A 21,301-nucleotide genomic window follows, 5' to 3' on the forward strand; every position below is an offset into this window, starting at 1 on the left:
GGGCGCTTTTTTTGATTTGACTCTGATTTTTTCCATCCTAATCTTACAGGAATTCCTGGGTTGGGATGACTCCCTTTCTTTCCCGTCCAAAAATACGTTTCTTTAGTTTTTTCTGATCCGCATTCGTGCTATGATAAAACTTTGAGAAGCCAATAAATAAATTCCGCGGAGGCTTTACATGAAAATCGTTTTTAATTGGAAAAACTTGGATCATTCCGGAACGGCAGAAGATTATGCCGGAAAAAAATTAGAACGAGTCTCTAAATATATACAAAAGTTAGTTTCGATGGAAATTTCATTCGAACAGGTGCATGGATTGATTAGCGCTAATTTGAATTTAGCTGCGGATGGAAGTAAATTTAACGCACAACACGAAGACAAAGATATTTATTCCTGCATAGACGGTTTAGAAGATAAGATCGTAAAACAAGTAAGTAAACATCACGATAAAAAAGCCGCTCATTGATGGACCAAGACAGGAAGTACGAAGAAGCGATAAAACATTTATCCGAAGGAGAGTTCGAACTCTCTCGAAACATATTCGACTCCCTATTGGAAGAAGATCCGGAAAACCCCGAGTTTGCCTCGGGGTTTTATATTTCTTCTTTCTGGGATCATAGAATAGATCGGATCCATCTCACAAAGGAAGGAAGAGAAAGAACGGGACTTCTATTAGAATTCCTGAAAGACTTCGATTCAGTTTATAAAAGTAAATCATTTCTCAAAGAACTCTCTTATCATTCGGCGATGGGTTCTATTCTACAAGAAACCACTGACCAAGTTCGTATTGCTCTTAGAAAAGAGGGGATACAATCTCTTTCTCCCGGACTAATAGCAGAACTCGCGTATAGACTTTTACTCGCAGAAGATACCGATCTTGCTTCCGAAGTATTGAGAGATTCTTCCGGTCTGGAAAGATTTTCCCCGGAGTTATTATTTTTCAGAGCGGAATGTACTTATTTAAGCGGACAACATTCTCAGGGACTTTTGCTTTATAGAGAAGCTTTTCTAAAAGAGCCGAGCGCTATCCGACTGGAATCTGTTCGTTCAGAGCCAATCTTCTCCGCTATCCAAATCTTAAAGGAAGAATTTAAAGAAGAAGGTGAACTGAAAGAAGCATTGCCTGTTCTTCTTCTCGAAAAAGGAGTATTCAAAGAGATCCGCAAAATGAGCGATAAGGAACTGGAAGCATATCGTTCCGAATTGTTTAGGCTTAGAGATTCTTTGGGACTGCGCAAGGGCGGAACCGAATTTAAGGTAAAGTGTAGAATGATCCAACTCTGCTGTGCATTGCTCGATTCCAGGACTTCCATCCTTTATGGAGAAGTGGCTCAGGAAGCAAAACTTATCTTGGATTCTTTAGATCCGAATTTATATCATAAAAGATTGAAGGTCTAATATAAGGCCTGAGTAAAAAAATAAAGGGAGAATACTTTTGACTCTCGAAAATCCTATCTTGCAAGCCCTGGGTTTAAAAGGCCCACTTATCCTCTCTCCATTGGCAGGAGGTCCTTCCACTCCTGAATTGATTTCTGCAGTTTCTAATGCAGGCGGTCTTGGATCTCTCGGACTTGCTTATGAAACACCTGAACAGATCCGCGCGACCATCCAAAAAACGAGAAACCTAACCTCTAAACCGATCGCAGTGAATCTATTCGTTCCTGCTATAACTCCGGAACTTAGCTCGGACCAAATCAATCAGGCAATCGAAGCCACAAAAAAATATAGAGAGGAGTTAGGAGTTCCGTCCCCTAAACTTGAACCTCCTTATGCACTCGATTTTGACAAACAATTCGAAGAGATGTTAAGCCAAAGACCTGAGGTATTCAGTTTTACTTTCGGACTTCTATCCTCTGATTATATAAAAGAATGTAAGAAAAATCATATCATCACCTGCGGAACAGCCACCACATTAGAGGAAGGTATCTTAGCGGAAGAAAGTGGTGTAGATTGGCTTGTTGCACAGGGTATAGAAGCAGGTGGGCATCGTGGGATCTTCTCCTCAACTGAAGAAGATTCCGGGATCGGATTATTTCCTTTAGTCAGAAGTTTAGTTCACAAGCTGAAAATCCCGGTAATCGCTGCAGGTGGGATTATGGATGGAGCAGGAATTGCAGCTGTTCTCGCTTTGGGGGCGAGTGCTGCACAATTAGGCACTGCATTTTTATTATGCGAAGAAGCGGGAACTTCTAAACCTTATAGAGAAGCTTTACTTTCTAAAAATCGTAAAACAAAAACCACTCGTGCATTTTCAGGAAGGATCGCAAGAGGTTTAGAGAATAGATTTATGAATGAAATGGAGACTGGGAATATTCTGCCCTTCCCCGCTCAAAATGTTTTTACAAGAGATATCCGAAAAAGATCTGCAGAACTTGGGAAGTCCGATTTTTTATCTCTTTGGTCAGGACAAGGAATAGAGTTAATCAGGGAAACGAAGGCTGGTGAACTTGTTGCGGTCTTATTCGAAGAATTAAGAACCGCAACACTATCTCAGTAGAGAATTATTTGCCGGTAGATTCCAGAACGTGGCGGATTTCTTGAGCCGTTCTATAATCACCCTTTTCAATAAAGTATTGCTCTAAAGAACCTAAGGTCTTAGAAGCTTGGGGATTTTTAGAAATCTCAAGAAGATGGCGTGAATTCAAATCCACATCCACTCTTGCAGAAGAAGGAAGATCCACGAATTCACGATCTTCGCCTACTGTAAGGGTTCCGGATCTTTCTGCCAAACTTGTTTCGTTAGAAGAAGAAAAACGACCTACTGTAACTGCGAGAACTAAGATTGCGAGAGCTGCACTGAGGGAGTATTGGAAGGAACGGTTCCAAACAAAACCGCGGGAGAACTTGGACCAAGAGGTTTCTTCATCGAAGCGGACATCTTTGAGTAGATTCTCTAATCTAAGATTGAAATCCTTGGAGAGGTTGATATCTTTCATCTGTTCCGTTCGCAGTTCTGATACTGCTCGGACCAGAGAATTTTCCAATTTAACATGATCCGGATCTTCCTTTTGAAAAATGGAAGAGAATCCGAACTTTGTTCCCTGTTGTTTACTCGTTTGTTTTTCCATACCTTACTACCTAAAAAAGCCTTCGCCCTTCCCATCTTTCATAATCAGATGTTTCAAAAATTCCTTTGCCTTAAAGAGCCGGCTTTTGACTGTTCCGATATTTGTTCCGAGGATCTCTGCTATTTGTGAATAGGACATTTCCTCGAAATACCGGAGCTCGATGACTTCTTTGTATATATCCTCGAGTTCGTTGATTTTGTTGATTAGATAGTTACTCTCGTCGGAAAGTTCTACTTTTTTTTCGAAGCTTATCCGATCATCAGTCACCTGAAACTCGGAATCGTCCATGGAATTCTCCCTGGCCCTCTTTCTTTTGGCCAGAAGGTCCTTGGATTTATTCACCACGATACGGTACAACCAGGTATATACCCCTGATTCCGCCCTAAAATTGCGTATGGAGCGATATCCTGAGATCAGTGCGTCTTGGACGATATCCTCAGCGTCATCCCCATCTTTTACCATGGAGACAGCTTTTCTGTACAATCTTTCCCTATAAGGGCCGGTAAGCTCTATGTATGCTTTATCATCCCCTTCTTTGATCCGTTTTAGAAGTTGGATTTCTTTTTCTCGTACGGTTTGTTTGCGTTGAGGATTGTCGGTTTCGATCATTAGAAGCCTTTACGACATAGGTAGGCTCTTCCCTGGCCTTTGCAATAAAAATATGACGTAAGGAATCGAGCGCTTACGTATGCGATTTTAGGATTTTAACCTTCTAAGGAAAGATTGATGAGTATAAGTGACTCTGTAAGTTCTAATGGATCTCTAAAACGTATTCCGTATAAGAACTTTCGTTTTGAATCTACCTGCTTTGGGATTTTCCAAACTACGTCGCCTAAAAATTCCAAACGTTTACCGGTTCTTCTTTCTATGACTGAACCTTCGATCGGAATGGAACCTGGCAGATCTTCTCCGCTCATTAAGATACAGATACCGGATTCGGAAATATTACCTAGTTTTCCCTCTAACGTGATTAGCCCTGAATCCACCTGCACGATGTACTCGTCGAAATCTCTGGGATAAAATCTGGGACTCCTAGGTTTTTGGCCGGGTTCGCTCATCGATAAGGGTTCAAATTAGAAACGAATTCGACAAGTGTCCAGCGTTTTACTTTTTTCAGAAGTCGAAGTAGATAAAAGGGATCTCTCCATCCGGACTTAAGATCGCAAAACAAAATGCTACCAAAGGATAAAGAGAAAATTCCAACCAAACTGGGATCTTGAACTCCTTTCCTTTTTCATAAATTAGCCAACCAAGATAATGCCCAATGATCACACAAAGTATCGCAGGGATACCTTGCTTTAACATATAAGGTCTAAGTTCTCCACTTTGATACACATACATTCCGTGAATCATTTTCAGAGCGGATTCTATATTTGCGGAACGGAATATAACGCCGAAGGTAACCGCCACTGTGCTCGCATATAAAACTCTAACAGGGGTTAATACTTTATCCCAAGAGTCTGAAATCGTTAGGTTCGGGAACCATTTCGCTTTCCATTCTTTTAATACAGATTCTATTAATAGAAATCCACCTTGGATAGAACCCCAGATCAGGAAGGTCCAATTGGCTCCATGCCAAATCCCTCCCACGAACATTGTGAACCAAACATTGAATCTATGACGGAAAAGCCCTACACGATTTCCGCCCAAAGAAATATACACATAATCCCTGAGCCAAGTGGAAAGAGTGATATGCCATCTTCTCCAATGTTCCGTGACTGACTGAGAAATATAAGGCATTCTAAAGTTTTCAGGAAGCTCATAACCCAATAGAAGCGCTGCAGAATATGCCATATCAGTATACCCACTGAAATCACAATATACCTGCACCCAGAAAAGGAATGCCCCTAACCAAAGTGTTTCCGTAGAATATACATCCGGATTTTTAAAGATGAGATCGGCGATAGGAGAAATATTATCCGATAGTACAACCTTCTTAAAATAACCCATTAGAAAATAGCGGATCGCTTTTCTAAATGGAATATCTTCTATCTTCTTCTCCGTTTGTAGTTGAGGTAAAAAACTTTTGGCGGTGACTATCGGTCCTGCTACTAATTGAGGGAAGAAGGAAACGAATAATGCGAATCTTATGAAGTTCTTTTCGGAAGGAATTGCCCCTCTATATACATCTATCGTGTAACTTAAACTTTGGAACGTATAAAATGAGATCCCTACTGGAAGAACTATTTTAAGAACAGGAAATAAACTCTGGAAGCCGAAAGTATGCAGAAGTGCATTCAGGTTCTCGCTTAAGAATCCGTAATATTTAAAAAACCCTAAAATGAATACAAGGTTCAACACCAAGCTGATTACGATCAGCCTTTTACGGAAAACTTGGTTCTTGGATTCGAAGATCAGATCCGCTAAAAAGAAATCGATTAAGGTGGATAATAAGATCAACCCGCCGAATTTCCAGTTCCAGCTCATATAGAAGATATAACTTACTATGAGCAGGAAGATATGTATGGACGTTTTACGTAGTTTTGGCTCCGGAATAAGCGCCGGTAAAATATACCAATGGGTTACAAATACGAAGGAGAAAAAAAGAAAAAATTCAAGTGTGGGAAAGATCACGTAGGTTCCCTATCAAGCGGGCATTTGCCCTCAAGAACGGCTTTATTATTTAATCCGTCTTTCGGTCCAGAAATATCGAGACTGATACTAGGTCAAGGGATTCTCTTCCCTTTATTGGATCCCTTTCGGGCGGGAATTTTTCAGTCAAGATTTTGCTCCACAAAAAGCAGGGAAGAATGGAAATCTCTTGCAAGATTTTTTCCTTACTTTATTCGTAGTTTCGCATTCCATTCATATAAAGGAGTTCCGTTTTCAATGGTGAAAAACGTTTTAAAAAAAATTATCCTGACCTTGGTACTGGTAGGAGCTAGCTTCGGTTCCTTAGCGAACTGTTTCGGAAAATTCGCACTTGTAAGAGTTTTCTACAATGCTAACGACGGGATCAATGTAGGCGGCGGCCTTCTTGCAAAAATCGTAAAAACGGTTCTATTCTATATTCCTTTCGGATTTTTAATGGCAATCGGTGGATTTATCGACTTTATTCTTTTCAACTTGATCGAGTTCTGGTCTGGAAGTAACCCAGTAGGACTAAACGAGTATGATAAAGAAGGAAGATACGCAAAATCTTTCGAGCAAGACGGAGAAAAACTAACTTTAGTTTATACTGAATTCGGTTCCAGATTGGATCTAACTGCAGTTTCTAAAGAAGGAAAATCAGAAACTCTGACTGCTTTCCGCTCTCAACCTGGAAAATTTTTCGTAGAGAGAGAAGGACAACTTTCCGAGATCGAAGTTACTTCTCAATCAGTAGGATCCCAAGTGATCTTAAAACTTACTGAACAAGGTAAATTAAAATCTTCTAAAGTAGTTGAAGCTCAGAATTTACAGGATCTGCAATTAAGAGCTGCAGAATCCCTTTAATAGTAAAAAGCCTAGTCTTTCGGACTAGGCTGTAAAAGATCCGTTCAGATTTGTGAGCGGATCATTTTCCGATATATCTACTCTCTATCTTTAAAACAGAATTTTTCCCGAGCCCTCGTTTTGCAAACCATCTAGGATTTGCTTCCACTGCATACATTACCTTTTGGGTAGAATGATACAAAACTTGAGTCTGGTTCGGGGCCATCTCATAAACATCGACCAACTTTTTATCTTTTGAAAAATAGCCGATGCTCAAAGGGATTAAAGTATTTTTCATCCAAAAAGATAAATGATCCTCACTAGGAAAAATGAAGATCATTCCTTCATTCTCTCCTAACTTTTTACGGAACATCAATCCTCTCTGCCTGGATTCGTCAGTGTTTGCCACCTCTACAAGTAGCGCATGATCTCCAATATATATGGTAGTTTTTTCTAAATATAGGGGAGAATTATATTCTCCCCAACCCGCCATTGGAAGGCAGATCAAAAAAGTTAGACATAAGAATCTGAAGGTTTTCATGGATCTTCAGAAATTAGGAGGACGTTTTTCTAAGAATGCTCCCATTCCTTCTTTGGATTCTTTTCCAGAGAATAGATTAGAAAATTCTTTTTTCTCCAATTCTTGACCTTTGAATAACTGCATATCTAATCCATTTAAAATGACTGATTTTGCAGTGGAGACTGCAATCGGACCTTTTTTCAGAATGGATTCCGCGGTTGCCTTTGCGGTGGAGATCAAATCTTCTCCGTCTTTAGTAAGTTTATTTAATATACCGATTCGATAAGCTTCTTCCGCACCGATCATATCTCCTGTGAAAATAAGCTCTGCAGCTCTTCCGTATCCTATCAATCTTGCAAGTCTTTGGGTTCCGCCAAAACCTGGGATCAATCCAAGAGAAACTTCAGGCAGTCCTAATTTTGCTTTTTCAGAACCTATACGGATATCGCATGCAAGTGCAAGTTCCAATCCACCACCAAGCGCAAATCCGTTCACTGCAGCTATAGAAACCAATCTGCTTTTTTGGATCCTATCGAATGTGCTTTGTCCAAGGGCCGCAAACTTCTCAGCTCCACCTGCATTTAATTCTTTCATCTTTGCGATGTCAGCGCCGGCAACAAATGCTTTTCCTTGTCCGGTAATGATCACTACTCGGATAGAAGGATCCTTTTCTAAATTATTGATCTCGCTAGTTAATTCGTTTAATAGTTCTTCGTTTAATGCATTTAAAGCAGAAGGACGATTGATCTCTAAAATCGCCAGTTTGCCTTCTTTTTGCAGATGAATCAGTGATTCGCTCATTTATTTACTCCATCTCGATGATCAGGAAAAGTGTGTCGTCTTCGAATTCAGCATCTCCAAAAAATGCGGAGAGTTCTACTTGGACGGCTTCTTTAAACTGTTTTAAATCGGTAAAAGACTTATTTCTGTTCAGGATTTCAATTAGGCCTTCACTTCCAAGCTGTTTTCCTTGTGGATTTCGATTCTCTATCAATCCGTCGGTGTATAAAAACAACCTTTCCGCAGACTGAATAGGCAAAGACACAAGTTCAGCGATCGGCCTTTTGATCCCGAATCCTAATATACTTCCGGTAGTTTCAATTTCTCTAAAGTCATTTCCATTTTGGGAATGCATCAGATATGGATGTCCCCCATTTGCAAAATGGATCTCTTTAGAGATAAAATCGAAAAATATATAAACCGCAGAAGCGTGGTGAGACTTGAACTGCCTAAGAAGTGTCTCATCCAGATATTCAAGTAATCGGACGGGATGAAGTTTAAGACGATAAGGCATGGTCGCTACCATAATTTTGATAAACGACGCGACTAACGCAGAAGCGATCCCATGGCCTGCAATATCGGTAAGGAAAACTCCAGTGTTTCCCTCCCTTAATTGAATAAAATCGTAAAAATCCCCGCCGATCTCGTTGGGAGTGGATCTAAATACCTCGTATTTAAAACCTTTGATACTTACCTCTTCCGGAAATAATGTTTCCTGCACTTTCCTAGCGATCTGAAGTTCATGTTGTAAAAATCTATACTCAGAATCCAATTCGGAAGAAATACGGACTAACCTTCTTACGATCACAACAATCGTTGTTCCGATCAAACTTAAGATCAGATATACAACATCCGGAACGAATAGAACTAAAGGAAATCCAGGAAGAGAGCTATTATTGAGTTTGAAATAAATAAACCCAAGGTGTAATACTATAGAATAAGTTGCAGTTAAGAAGCAGCCCTTCACTTTTAGTCGGAACATTTGGAATAGAACCAAAAATCCGACGAGTAAGAAATAATTATTATAAAGTTGTAAACTATGAAGATCGTCGAAGCTGTAGAATGATTCGTTTAAGATCAACATTACCAAAAAGATAATGCTAAAGTTTGTACCATGAATAACTGCGGGCAGATATTTTCTTTGGAAAGAAAGAACAAGGCTTAGAATATTTAAGCTTAAGATCAGACCGAAATAGATGGTCCCATGAGCAGAATTTTGTATTTCAGGGATTAAAGCTAAAAAATAGACTAAAAAATGGAGAAAAAAAGCGAGTCGAATGAATGACTGATCGATACGAACGAAGTCTTTCCATGCGCTTACTTCCCTGTAATTAAACTCGGTTTCCAGGAAAGACCAAGGGTTGAGTATTCCGCCAGCTTTTTTATTGGATAGATTCATCTAATATAAATTCGTAAATTTCCGATCCGTTAAATCTGATCTTCATATTGAATCCAGACTTAAGATACCGGTCTAATTTTTCCGCTAATTCCAAACCTTCTTTAGAATCCTTAATATTAGAATAATAGAAAGCGGCTGATTTTGATTTATAGTTATACGGAAATCTTTCGTTAATTAGTAAAGTAACGCGAAATCCGCCGGGCCTTGTCTCTAAAACAATATGACTCACATCTTTTCGATTTAAGATCCTCTCATCTATAGGAAGCTCCCAAGGATTGGTCACATCAGAATAGATAGAGACTCCATAAAGAAACGATAAGACTAACCATAACAAGAAAGAAGTCCGAGCAAAATTGCGGGGAAATCTGCAAGTGTTATAAAAAAAGGCACCGGTCTTCATGAGAGACAGGCACAAATCTTACAAAGGGCCTATGAAATGCAAATCAATATCCCTATCTTTCTCTTTTCGATTTTTTGCGATGCAAAGAAAAATACTTTTCGTTCTAGCTCAAGTTTTGCACATTCAAAGCCGCATGTTTTTATGTCGATTGTTTGTCTTATTCATTCTTGTTTTTGAAACCTTCTACTCTTGTAAAGAAGTAGGAGATCCGAATCCTTATGCAGATGTTCTATCTTCTACTCCTCTTTCAAAGATAGAGAACTATGTCGGGTTGGAATCTTCAGACTGGGATTCCAGAATTCTTAATTTAGACAAACATGCCTTAGATTATGTGAATGAATTGAATCGAATAGATGGATTTACCGAATCACCTAGTCCCATTAAAAATCTAAACGTATTCAAATCCATACTAATAGAAGCTTTAAATTCTCAAGCGGGTCCGGTTCTTCCTCTTCTTAAAAATAAACTTCTTCGTATTTATGTATGCGAAAATTTAGGAGGCTCTGCAGTTACGGGGATAGTGCGCAAGAACGGTAAATCAATCGGCGGATTTGTGATCTTAGATACAAATACTCTAAATCGAAACGCAAACGACTGGATCAGCTATAAGGAAAATTCTACATTCCAAAAAGGAAATATAAAGATACGAATCAGAATAGAAGAAGAAAAACAAAACACAAAGGCGAATGCGCTTCGTTATATTCTGCTACATGAATTCGGCCATATACTATCCGAAACGGAAAACATAGGCCCAAGTTTCTTTTTCACTAAAAGATCTTATACAAACTTTGAGTTCTACCAAGGAGTATGGAAATCGGAGAAGGTCAGCTATTCGGATGATTCAATGTTTACCATCCGACCTCAGATCCGTTTCTATTCCGAATCTCTTTCTTTAGATGAGAACTGGGAGAAAATTTATCCGGTCCTCTCTAAAACCCCTTTTCCTACATTATATTCCGCCATAAATGCGGATGATTTTTTCGCAGATTCTTTTGTTTCATACGTTCATGTGGTTTTAGAAAAGAAACCTTGGGAATTGGAAATATTAAAGAACAATAAATCGATTTTTAAAATGGAAAACGGGATCCAAAAGGATTCATTGATAGAACAAAGGAAAATTATAGAGAAAATAATCGTTCCTTAATTTATTTTAGCACGCGAAGCCGCTAAGACCGCTAAGTTTTTTGCTCAACGGTCCAAGATCTTCTTAGCTTAGCGTCTTTGCGTGAATCGTTTTATAGTTTGAACTTATCCACTGACTTCAAGAGTCCTTCGGATTGTTGGTGCATCTCACCAGAGTAAGAAGTGAGATCATCCGCTCCGGAAGCAACTTCCTGGGTTCCTTCAGAAATACTTACGATCGTTTTAGTGATCTCATCTGTAGCCCTCTTCTGTTCCTGGACTGCTTCTTCTATCTGTAAACTGAAACTCATTAGGAAATTCGCTGATTGATGGATGTCTTGGGTGTTCTTCTCTTGGGTCTTAACGGATTCCAAAACCTTCTTCGCAGATAATCCGAAGGAATCCACAGAGGTTCTTAACTTACGAAGTATATCACTCGCCTCTTTTACCTTAGTGTTCCCATTATGAACTGCATTGTTCGTGGAATCCACAAGCTCTCCAATCTCCTGCACGGAAGAAGAAGTTTGGGATGCAAGTTTACTGATCTCTTCTGCAACTACAGCAAACCCCTTACCGGCCTCGCCTGCTCTTGCTGCTTCAATCGCTGCATTTAATGCAAGAAGATTTGTTTTTTCGGAAATTTCAGTGATGATGGATAAGATCTCGTTAATACGACTCGCACTTTCTCCAATCTCATCCATCGCTTGGTTCGTAGCACCCATCGCATTCTCACCTGTCACTGCACGCTCCTGGGATTCGGATGCCACTTGGGATAATGTCTGCATTTCGTTATTAATCGTTCCGATCTGCTCGCGAAGAAGAACTACGTTTGTATCTATCTCCTTCATGTTCTCGATCGCTTTTTCCATGGATCTACGAACATTCTCCGCTGACGCAGCGAGTTCCTCTACTGCCGCAGATGATTCTTCTGCAGCAGAAGCTTGTGCCTGCGCAACATCCGAAAAATTACGACTGGATTCCGCCATTTGATCGGAAGTGCTATTTAATTTTGTAGAAGAAGTTTTGATATCCAAGATGATCTTGGAAAGATTCACCTTCATCAGATCCATTGATTTGAGTAATTTTCCTATCTCGTCTTCTCTTGCTATCTCTATATGAGAAGTCAGATCTCCATCTGCGATCTTCTCGGAGAAACCGATCGCTTCTAATAATCCCAATGTAATGAGCTTATTAAAGATCAAGTTTAGAATAATTAGAATCACCACCATAATAATGAGAGAAGATAGAATCGTCTGTAAGATCACACCCCTCATATCCGACCAGAAGATGGAGTCAGGGATCGATACTTCCACCGCCCAAGGTTTATCATAATTCCCTAATAGAAATGGGAAAAAATGATGCCCTTCCCCTCCTCCATGCAGAGAGAAAGGTTTTCCTTTCGAGATCCCTTCTACTATCTGTTTTAACCATTCTTGGTCCGGGTTCTTTTTACCGACCAAGGACGGATCCTTTCCATTTGCAGCATAGGTTCCATTCGGAGATATAAGTGTGAGATAACCTTCCCCTCTAAATGGTTTAATAGGTCCTAATAATTCCTGCAAGTTTTCCATGGCAAGGTCTATGCCTACTACTCCCGAGAAACTTCCTCCTCTAAATACGGGTTTCACTATGGAAACCATAAGTACATCTTTTCCTCCAACAGGATAAGAGAAAGGATCTGCAACATAATCATGGAGAGACTTTTTAGGAACAGTATAGAATGCTCCCGACTCATCCAGGTTTTCGTAATATATTACAGGCTCTGCAATCACTGCACCTTTGGATTTGTTTACATAAGGCACAAATCTTCCGGTCCCATCGTGATAAGGAGGTTTATTCTTATATCTTGCATCCGGTCCATCAAAGCCGTTCGGTTCGAATACAACCCAGGTCCCGAAATAATATTGGTTTGCCTCTACCAACTTCCAGAGTGCCGCCACTACTTCTTCTCTGGCCGGTTTAGAAGATTCTAATAAAAACTGGGTCCCTCTAAGAGAACCTAATGCGGAATCTAAAAAATCTTTCACTTCATAAGCGAATCTTTCTCCGGCCATTCTGGATCCGTCTTCTACCTGATACTTTAGGCTAAAATAAGACCCTACCGAGTTGATCACGGTCAAAATAACCGAACCCGAGAGTAAAACTATCGATAGATAAAGTGAAATCCTAAACCGAATACTCATTTTATATATTCCTTATATACTTAAAAGTTTTGGCTGAAACCTACGCTAAACCAAACCAAATGAGAAGGGATTTTCTGCAAAAGATAAGATTCCCTTACCGATTGCCTCAATTGATCCGGTATGGTCGTGGAAGTATTGATAAAATCCAATACTAACTGATTGGCTGGACCGTTCACCTTTCCTGGATCCACGATCTTACTATCCTTGCTCGTGCTATTTACGTAACCACCGGTCGCCCCGTAATAATTATCCGTATCATACATATATAAATTAGGCCTATACACGTCCGCTGCCTTCACGAAGAACTTTCCGAAAAAGAAAGTGAGAGTAGAAGTTATATCCTGGATCCCATATCTATTATCCACGATATTATTACTCATCGCATAACCTATATTAACCTGAGGAAGTATCCTGAAAAAATTTCCTTCAAAAAATTCATGCCCCATCGTTAAAGATAGATAGTTTTTTCCCGCCATCAAACCTGCATTCTCTTGAGAGAATTGAGTATAAAATGAAATTGTAGGATTCACATATTGTAAGAAAGGCAATTTCCAAAAGAAGAAATACTCCTGCCAAGCCAAACGAGTGATCTGTGTAGAAGGATTATTTGCTCCGGCAACTCCTTGTGCGGCAGCGGAATTAAATCCTCCTAATGCTGGAGACGTATAAGCTGCGCTCTTTTGAAAAGTATTATAGAACCAAATACCTGCAGTAAAAGTTCCCCAACTGGTTTTCTCGAAATTATAATAGAATGCGTAGAACAAACCGTCCGAACGTTTCATACCGTTCTGTTCTTTTTTGAAACCTGGAACATCCCCACCGCAAGTGGAACCTGTAGTTGGATTTCCCGCCAAAAAGTTCGTTTGAGTATCATAAGGACAAGCAGAGTTTAACGTATCAGGAGAAGGAGCAGAGAACGGGCTTAAAGAACCTGCGGAACCTTGTCCTGCATAACCAGGTCCGGCTCCACCGGGATACATTTGAAATCTTCCGTCATTATCCCTATCATTACGTTCCGTTAATTGAAAGTTCCCCCAAAACTGCACCTGGAAACCTTTTAATGGAGTATTAAAGGTAACAGTAGGTTGGTAAGAAGGAACGAAAGTCATAGCTCTATAACTTTCGTTATCTCTGCGATTCGCGATCTCTCCGGAGAAACTAAGTCCCCGCCAAATAAAGTCCGTGACCACCTCATGTATCACTTCTATAGAAGTATCTCCTGCCCCATTCCCATTACTGGATCCGGCACTCGGGCCATACATATTCGGAGGCCCAGTCTCCACATGACCTTGAGGAATATCCGAAACTTTTTGCGGAGTCGTTTTTTTATCTAAGGTAGAGGTGCCGGTATTTTGTTTGCCTTTTTCATAACTTACCTGAGCTACGTTATCCTTATCTACATAACGAACATAGTCATCATTCTCAGCTACCAATACCTTCTCATCATCCTCCAAAATGATCTTACCTCGGACTACTTGTCCGTTCTTTAAACGAACGAAATCGGCTGAGAATACTTCTCCGAAACCGAAAAGAAAAAATAACCCTGCAGCATATGCAAGCGAACGTTTCGGCCAAACTCCAAGGAACATAATTTTGTCTCCAATATAAACTAGGGCGGGCACCCTATCTTCTCTCGATTTTTCCCCGGTACATAGAGTGGTCTTCTGCGGGACGAGAATCATCAAGAAGACGAAAAGAAATGTGTATTTATCCTAACTCGTCACTCAAAAAATTTTATTCTAAAAAATATTGATAATTTATTTCTGAACACTTGAAATATTTCGAACAGTTTACATTTTCAGCGGGTTTGGGATCAGGAAAATTTTGCCTTATTCTTTCCACACAATCACAACAAAGGCGGAATGAAAAACCAAAGCCTCCCGTATTTTTGTTTTCAAAGTAAGGTTTTCACTTTCTATTAAATAGAGAGTGGATCCCAAAAATACAAAACAAAAGGACAAGGATCTCCAAACGGAGTTAGATGCGGCGACCCAAAGGATTTCCGAGTTAGAGAAAAAATTAGAAAAACTCTCCCACTCGGAATCGGACAATCGTCTTTTGAGATCTTTGATCGATTATTCGCCTTCCGCGATCACGATCGTGAACTCCGATACAGGTATCTTCGAGGTGGTTAATTCAACTGCCGAAATTCTTTTCGGATATACCAGAGAAGAATTCTTAACATTAGGTCCCGCCGATATCTCTCCTGAATTCCAGCCGAATGGAAAATCTTCCAGGCAAGCTGCTTACGAAAAAATATCTCTCGCATTACAAGGAGAAACCCCTGTATTCAGATGGGATCATCGTGATAAGAAGAAACAGATCATTCCTTGCGAAATACATTTAGTAAAGATCCCAGGTTCCACCAATCTAGTCCGTGGAAACATAATCGATCTTAGAAAAGAATTAGCAGCAGAAATTCTACTCAAGACAAGAGAAGAACAATTAGATCTAGTCATTAAAAGTGCGGATCTAGGATTTTGGGACTGGAATATTCCGAATGCATCAGTAATACCTAATGAAAGGTGCGCGGAAATGCTTGGGTATACTCTAGAAGAATTCTTACCCACTTCTGAATTTTGGAGCTCCAGGATCCATCCGGACGATATCTCTTTAATAATAGAAGGATTGAATAAACATATCGAAGGTCAATCCGAGTTATTCGAAACGGACTTCAGAATGTTATGTAAGGATGGAACTTGGAAATGGATACGTTCTAGAGGAAAAGTTTGGGAAAGAGATAAAAACGGAGCTCCCGTCCGAGCACTCGGAATTCATATAGATATTACCGAAAAAAAAGAAACGGAAAAGATCCTAGAAGAAAAAGAAAGATCCCTAGATCTAGCCGTGCAAGGAGCGAACCTAGGTATATGGGATTATAATATCGCAACAAACGAACATCATGTGGATGAGAACTGGCTGAAAATGCTCGGTTATAGTTTGGGAGAAATAATTCCTACCTACGAATTTTGGAATGAAAGTCTTCATCCGGAAGACAAAGACAAAACGAACGTCGCCTGGCAAAGTTATGCAAAAGGAGAATTGCCTGCCTACTCCACAGCGTTCCGTTTAAAATGCAAAGACGGTTCTTATAAATGGATCTTAACTAGAGGAAAAATAGCAGAGAGAGATCCTGACGGGAATCCGGTCCGAATGATCGGTATCCATATAGATATCTCAGAACAGAAACAGATAGAGGACGAGTTAAGAGAAACAAAACTTTTCTTAGACAGAGCCCAAAAGACCGCCAAAATAGGAAGTTGGGAATATGATATACCTTCCGGAAAGATGACCGCTTCCGAAGGATTATACCAAATAATAGAAACAAACGATAGAATGCTAATACCTACATTCGATTATATGCATCCGGATGATAGAGAAAGAGTAGAAGAACATTTCAAAAGATCCGTGATAGAAGGGATCTCGGCAGAAATAGAATATAGATCAATTACTCCATCCGGAAAGGAGAAGGTACTTTTAAACAGAACGGATTTTATCAAAGATTCGGAAGGAAAAGTACTCAAACTTTTAGGAACGATCCAAGATATCAGCGACGAGATCAAAAGAAAAAAAGAAGAAGAACATAAAAGAAATATAGAACGCCTGACTTCTTCCATCTCTACGGAACTTATCAATCAACCTATATTAGAAATAGAAGAAGCGATCGCAAGTGCAGTTCGAAAGATCGTTAAAACTTTCAAAATGTCCAGGGGAAATCTAGTCTTATACGACATGGAAAAATTAGCCAGGACACTCTCGTATGAATTCATCGATCCGAAATCCAATAATCAAGATCCGAGCTGGCCTAAGGAAAGCCCGATAGATCCTAATAATTTCCTTACGAAAAAGATCTTAGATGGGAATATATTTCTGCTAAGCCAGGAGGATTTTCCAGAATCCGATATTAAGAACAAACTGAATATTTTACAGATCCAGTTCTTAATCGCTATTCCACTTACCTTAGAAGGAAAAATAGTCGGAGCCCTAGGCATGAATAGCGAAGTTCCGTTAAACAAATCCAATCTAAAGTTTGGAGAATTCGAACTCAAAAGTTTAAAAACAATCGGAGAGACTCTTACCAACGCGATAGAAAGAAAAAGAAAACATAGTGAACTCATTGCAGAAAGAGACCTTCTTGCAGAGATCATGAAAACTTCGGTAGCTGCGATCACAGTATTAAGCCCTGATGGGAAAATTTTATACGCGAATTCTTCCGCGGAAAAAGTCCTGGGGTTAAACGTAGATCAGATACAAGAAAGAAAATACAATGCACCTGAATGGAAAGCGACTTCAATTGACGGAGGGGAATGGACCGCAAACGATCAACCATTCACTCGAGTACTTACTTCAGGACAACCTGTATTCGATATTCGACATGCGATAGAAGATGAATTCGGAAATAAAAAATTCTTATCCATCAATGGGGCTCCTATCAAGGATGTTTCCGGAAAAATAAAAAATCTAGTTTTCCTAGTCACAGATATTACTGAATCACTTTCAGCTGAAAAAGCATTAAAGCTTAGCGAAGAAAGACTCAGGCTCGCGCTAAATGCTTCTAAGATGGGAACCTGGAGTTGGAATCTAACGGATAGAACAGCCCACTGGTCTTCAGATACCGGATCCATTTTCGGAATAGATTTACAGGATTTTGATAACGCTACTCAAGTTTTCATGGACCTTGTCCATCCTGATGATCAAAATATGATCCGAAAATATGTAAAATCGAGTCTTTTTGGAAAAGAGAATGCAATCAACATAGAATATAGAGTTTTCCATCCTGACGGCACGATTCATTGGTTAGAAGTGAAAGGCCAAGTATATCGCAACTCTAAAAACATTCCTAGACGAATGGCAGGGATCGTAGCAGATATCACCGACAGGAAAAAATCGGAAGAAAAATTAAAAGCAAGCGAGGCCAGGTTCCAAACCTTCTATAGATTTGCAAACGAGGCAATCATCTTCTTAGATCCAAGAACGGAAAGTATCTTGGACACTAACCCTGCTTTTTTAAGAGTATTCGGTTTTAATCAAAAAGATATTCATTCCGTTTCTCCCGTGTCCTTATTCACTCCTGATTCCTGGGCCACATTACATGCAAGGATACGTTCTTTCGAAAGTTCAGAAAACCTGGAACTAAGAGCAATACGCTGGAACGGCCAAGTGTTTTCCGCAATAGGAAGCGTTCATTTTTATACTGAAAAAGAAACTTACGTGGCCGCAGTAAGTCTTTTAGATACTTCCGCTATCCAAGAGGTGGAAGAATTAAAAGTGATTAACGATGAGATCTCTGTCAGGAATAGACTGATAGAGATGCAAAAAAACGAGTTATTAGAAACATTAGAAAACCTTAAAAAAGCCCAGGCCCAACTCATCCAGTCCGAAAAGATGGCGGCCCTAGGACAATTGATCGCAGGTGTAGCTCATGAGATCAATAATCCAATCGGAGCAGTTCAAGCATCCAATCAAAACCTGCAAGAATGCCTGATCCGTTTCCAATCAATTTTACCTGATGTACAAAATGTATTAACCGGAATGAATTCGGAACAGGTAGAATCCTTCCGCCAATTTTTAAGTCTGGTTCGACAGCCAAAAGACCAATTGGCCGGCATGGAAGAAAGGAACGCCAAAAAGAATATTGCAGTTAAATTACAGGAATTGAATATTCCTTCTCCTTATGCAATTGCGGACACTCTAACCGATATGGGATTTAAAGAATTGCCTAAGATAGCACTCCCCTTCCTGGTCTGCGAAAAAGCAAATGTGCTCTTGGAATATTCCGCATTGGAAGCATTCTTTTTCTCAAATACGAATACGATACAGATCGCAGTGGACCGGGTCTCTAAGATCTTATATGCTTTAAAAAACTTCTCCCATTTCGATACCACTTCGGAAAAGATCCCTGCATCTATTACTGAAAATATAGAAACAGTCCTTACAATCTACCAGAACCAACTCAAAAAAGGAATCCAAATTTTCAAAGAATACGAAAGCATTCCAAAAATCTTATGTTATCCGGATGATCTCATCCATGTATGGACAAATTTGATCTATAATTCCCTACAAGCAATGGAGTTCAGGGGAACAATAAATATCAAAGTTTATCAAAAAATGGACTTCATCTGCGTAGAGATAACGGACAATGGGCCTGGGATCCCTGAAAATATTCTAGATAAAATCTTCCAACCGTTCTTCACTACTAAACTTCCGGGAGAAGGAAGCGGCTTAGGACTGGATATTGTGAAAAAGATCGTGGAAAAACACGAAGGAAAGATAGAAGTAGAAACAAGACCCGGATTTACAATGTTCCGGATCCTGCTTCCTTTTATAGAAGTTAAAGTTTAAACTTATCTACTGACTTCAAAAGCCCTTCCGATTGTTGGTGCATTTCTCCTGAATAAGAAGTAAGATCATCCGCTCCAGAAGCAACTTCCTGGGTTCCTTCAGAAATACTTACGATGGTCTTTGTGATTTCATCCGTAGCCCTCTTCTGTTCCTGGACTGCTTCTTCTATCTGTAAACTGAAACTCATTAAGAAATTCGCAGATTGATGGATGTCTTGTGTATTCTTCTCTTGGGTCTTAACGGATTCCAAAACCTTCTTCGCAGATAATCCGAAGGAATCCACAGAAGTCCTAAGTTTACGAAGTATATCGCTCGCCTCTTTTACCTTAGTGTTCCCATTATGAACTGCATTGTTCGTGGAATCCACAAGCTCTCCAATCTCCTGCACGGAAGAAGAAGTTTGGGATGCAAGTTTACTGATCTCTTCTGCAACTACAGCAAACCCTTTACCGGCTTCTCCCGCTCGAGCAGCCTCAATTGCTGCATTCAATGCAAGAAGATTTGTTTTTTCGGAAATTTCAGTGATGATCGATAAGATCTCATTGATACGACTTGCACTTTCTCCAATCTCATCCATCGCTTGGTTCGTAGCACCCATCGCATTCTCTCCAGTCAAGGCTCTCTCCTGGGATTCGGATGCCACTTGAGATAATGTCTGCATTTCGTTATTAATCGTTCCGATCTGCTCACGAAGAAGAACTACGTTTGTATCTATCTCCTTCATGTTCTCGATCGCCTTTTCCATGGATCTACGAACATTCTCGGCTGATGCAGCAAGTTCCTCTACCGCCGCAGATGATTCTTCTGCAGCAGAAGCTTGGGCTTGGGCTACATCCGAGAAATTACGACTGGATTCCGCCATTTGATCTGATGTGCTATTTAGTTTTGTAGAAGAAGTTTTGATATCCAGGATGATCTTGGAAAGATTCACCTTCATCAGATCCATTGATTTGAGTAATTTTCCTATCTCGTCTTCTCTTGCTATCTCTATATGAGAAGTCAGATCTCCATCTGCGATCTTCTCGGAGAAGCCGATCGCTTCTAATAACCCCAATGTAATAAGTTTATTAAAGATCAAGTTTAGAATAATTAGAATCACCACCATAATAATGAGAGAAGATAGAATCGTCTGTAAGATCACACCCCTCATATCCGACCAGAAGATAGAGTCAGGGATCGAAACTTCCACCGCCCAAGGTTTATCATAATTCCCTAATAGAAATGGAAAAAAATATCTTGTATGGCCGGAACCCTTGATCTGAAAATCTTCTCCTTTCAGACTCAGTTCTTTCACTTGCGTACGAATATTTTCTTCAGGGATCGCCTTACCTACCAAGGAAGGATCTCCACCATTTGCAGCATATAGCCCGTCAGGTGAAACCAAGGCCAAATAGCCTTCTCCCCTAAATGGTCGGATAGGCCCCAAGAGTTCCTGTAGATTTGCCATGGCAATATCCGTTCCAACTGTTCCTACAAACTTTCCACCCCGTAGGATCGGTTTTACCATAGAAACCATAAGTACATCTTTTCCACTTACGGAATATACATAGGGATCCGAGATAAAATCTTTTTGGGTCTTTTTAGGAATTCGATAATAAAAGCTGATCGTATCATCCACATCATAAGATTCTGCGAATGTGATCTTTAAATCACCGGTTGCCCTATTCCAATAAGGAATAAACCTACCGGTCGCATCATGATAAGGAGTATTTTTATATCTTGCATCCTGCCCATCGAAAGCATTCGGCTCGTATAATACCCAGGTCCCGAAAAAATGGGAATCTGTTTCGGCTAACTTTTTAAGAGATGCGATCATCTCTTCTCGATTAGGACGAGAAGTTTCCAACATAAATTGGAAACCCCTTAAAGATCCTAAAACGGAATTCAAAAAATTTGAAATTTCATATTGATAACGTTTACCGGCCATAGTAGATCCTGAATCTACCTGAGACTTTAAACTGAAATAAGAGGAGAATGAATTTATACCTGCCAGAACAAAGGAGCCTGACAAAAGTACAATCGCTAAGTAGAGTGAAATCCTATATCTGATACTCATAGTAAAAAGCCCGAAAT

At 39.9% G+C, this 21,301-nt stretch carries 17 protein-coding genes; 6 read left to right on the top strand and 11 right to left on the bottom strand.

Annotation, left to right across the window (positions count from 1 at the left end; all coding sequences use genetic code 11):
• Window positions 1-178 precede the first annotated feature (178 nt).
• The 3 genes from hpf to EHO58_RS08185 are packed head-to-tail and all read left to right on the top strand — an operon-like array spanning window position 179 to window position 2,497.
• Window positions 179-466: a ribosome hibernation-promoting factor, HPF/YfiA family gene (gene hpf, locus EHO58_RS08175; RefSeq protein ID WP_020771476.1), complete on the top strand. Its 288-nt coding sequence runs from the start codon at window positions 179-181 to the stop codon at window positions 464-466.
• Window positions 466-1,398 (top strand): hypothetical protein, encoded by a 933-nt coding sequence (locus EHO58_RS08180; RefSeq protein WP_135679617.1) that lies wholly within the window; start codon window positions 466-468, stop codon window positions 1,396-1,398. Before hpf ends, EHO58_RS08180 begins: the two co-directional genes overlap by 1 nt.
• A gap of 37 nt (window positions 1,399-1,435) precedes the next feature.
• The gene (locus EHO58_RS08185; RefSeq protein ID WP_208728754.1) at window positions 1,436-2,497 is read left to right on the top strand and encodes an NAD(P)H-dependent flavin oxidoreductase; all 1,062 of its coding nucleotides are present in this window, start codon (window positions 1,436-1,438) and stop codon (window positions 2,495-2,497) included.
• Window positions 2,498-2,501: 4 nt separating this feature from the next.
• Here the strand turns inward: EHO58_RS08185 and EHO58_RS08190 are convergent, their stop codons facing one another.
• From EHO58_RS08190 to EHO58_RS08205, 4 genes are all read right to left on the bottom strand, one after another.
• Complete coding sequence (locus EHO58_RS08190) at window positions 2,502-3,068, bottom strand: LIMLP_12425 family protein (RefSeq protein WP_100722850.1); 567 nt, start codon at window positions 3,066-3,068, stop codon at window positions 2,502-2,504.
• Between the two features lie 6 nt (window positions 3,069-3,074).
• The gene (locus EHO58_RS08195; RefSeq protein ID WP_008595323.1) at window positions 3,075-3,677 is read right to left on the bottom strand and encodes an RNA polymerase sigma factor; all 603 of its coding nucleotides are present in this window, start codon (window positions 3,675-3,677) and stop codon (window positions 3,075-3,077) included.
• A 95-nt stretch (window positions 3,678-3,772) separates the two neighbouring features.
• Window positions 3,773-4,126: a PilZ domain-containing protein gene (locus tag EHO58_RS08200; RefSeq protein WP_100722852.1), complete on the bottom strand. Its 354-nt coding sequence runs from the start codon at window positions 4,124-4,126 to the stop codon at window positions 3,773-3,775.
• A 55-nt stretch (window positions 4,127-4,181) separates the two neighbouring features.
• On the bottom strand, window positions 4,182-5,642 hold the full coding sequence (locus tag EHO58_RS08205) for an MBOAT family O-acyltransferase (protein ID WP_135679619.1): 1,461 nt from the start codon (window positions 5,640-5,642) through the stop codon (window positions 4,182-4,184).
• A gap of 255 nt (window positions 5,643-5,897) precedes the next feature.
• On the opposite strand from EHO58_RS08205, the gene EHO58_RS08210 reads away from it, so the two are divergent.
• Window positions 5,898-6,503 carry a DUF3332 family protein gene (locus EHO58_RS08210; RefSeq protein ID WP_100723218.1) on the top strand — a complete coding sequence of 202 codons (606 nt, stop codon included), beginning with the start codon at window positions 5,898-5,900 and terminating at the stop codon, window positions 6,501-6,503.
• A 61-nt stretch (window positions 6,504-6,564) separates the two neighbouring features.
• On the opposite strand, the gene EHO58_RS08215 is transcribed toward EHO58_RS08210, so the two are convergent.
• Genes EHO58_RS08215 through EHO58_RS08230 form a run of 4 tightly spaced genes read right to left on the bottom strand, consistent with a single transcriptional unit; the run spans window position 6,565 to window position 9,581 of the window.
• Window positions 6,565-6,975: a DUF192 domain-containing protein gene (locus EHO58_RS08215; protein ID WP_244241127.1), complete on the bottom strand. Its 411-nt coding sequence runs from the start codon at window positions 6,973-6,975 to the stop codon at window positions 6,565-6,567.
• A 54-nt stretch (window positions 6,976-7,029) separates the two neighbouring features.
• Window positions 7,030-7,803 (bottom strand): enoyl-CoA hydratase-related protein, encoded by a 774-nt coding sequence (locus EHO58_RS08220; RefSeq protein ID WP_135679621.1) that lies wholly within the window; start codon window positions 7,801-7,803, stop codon window positions 7,030-7,032.
• 4 nt (window positions 7,804-7,807) lie between these two features.
• On the bottom strand, window positions 7,808-9,181 hold the full coding sequence (locus EHO58_RS08225; protein WP_135628554.1) for a PP2C family protein-serine/threonine phosphatase: 1,374 nt from the start codon (window positions 9,179-9,181) through the stop codon (window positions 7,808-7,810).
• The gene (locus tag EHO58_RS08230) at window positions 9,165-9,581 is read right to left on the bottom strand and encodes a hypothetical protein (protein ID WP_425269435.1); all 417 of its coding nucleotides are present in this window, start codon (window positions 9,579-9,581) and stop codon (window positions 9,165-9,167) included. Before EHO58_RS08230 ends, EHO58_RS08225 begins: the two co-directional genes overlap by 17 nt.
• Before the next feature lie 133 nt (window positions 9,582-9,714).
• Here EHO58_RS08230 and EHO58_RS08235 point away from each other — a divergent pair, with 133 nt between their 5' ends.
• On the top strand, window positions 9,715-10,725 hold the full coding sequence (locus tag EHO58_RS08235; protein WP_244241106.1) for a hypothetical protein: 1,011 nt from the start codon (window positions 9,715-9,717) through the stop codon (window positions 10,723-10,725).
• A gap of 91 nt (window positions 10,726-10,816) precedes the next feature.
• On the opposite strand, the gene EHO58_RS08240 is transcribed toward EHO58_RS08235, so the two are convergent.
• Together EHO58_RS08240 and EHO58_RS08245 are read right to left on the bottom strand one after the other, a co-directional pair.
• The gene (locus tag EHO58_RS08240; protein WP_135679623.1) at window positions 10,817-12,886 is read right to left on the bottom strand and encodes a methyl-accepting chemotaxis protein; all 2,070 of its coding nucleotides are present in this window, start codon (window positions 12,884-12,886) and stop codon (window positions 10,817-10,819) included.
• Between the two features lie 20 nt (window positions 12,887-12,906).
• Window positions 12,907-14,475, bottom strand: coding sequence for an LA_0442/LA_0875 N-terminal domain-containing protein (locus EHO58_RS08245; RefSeq protein ID WP_135679624.1), 1,569 nt, complete (start codon window positions 14,473-14,475; stop codon window positions 12,907-12,909).
• A gap of 340 nt (window positions 14,476-14,815) precedes the next feature.
• On the opposite strand from EHO58_RS08245, the gene EHO58_RS08250 reads away from it, so the two are divergent.
• Entirely contained in the window at window positions 14,816-19,228 is a 4,413-nt protein-coding gene (locus tag EHO58_RS08250) for a PAS domain-containing protein (RefSeq protein ID WP_135679625.1), read from the top strand.
• Here EHO58_RS08250 and EHO58_RS08255 read toward each other — a convergent pair.
• Window positions 19,218-21,284 (bottom strand): methyl-accepting chemotaxis protein, encoded by a 2,067-nt coding sequence (locus EHO58_RS08255; RefSeq protein ID WP_135679626.1) that lies wholly within the window; start codon window positions 21,282-21,284, stop codon window positions 19,218-19,220. The two genes, EHO58_RS08250 and EHO58_RS08255, sit on opposite strands and share 11 nt — an antisense overlap.
• Window positions 21,285-21,301: the final 17 nt, after the last annotated feature.

This window comes from Leptospira selangorensis, from assembly GCF_004769405.1.
GTDB lineage: Bacteria > Spirochaetota > Leptospiria > Leptospirales > Leptospiraceae > Leptospira_B > Leptospira_B selangorensis.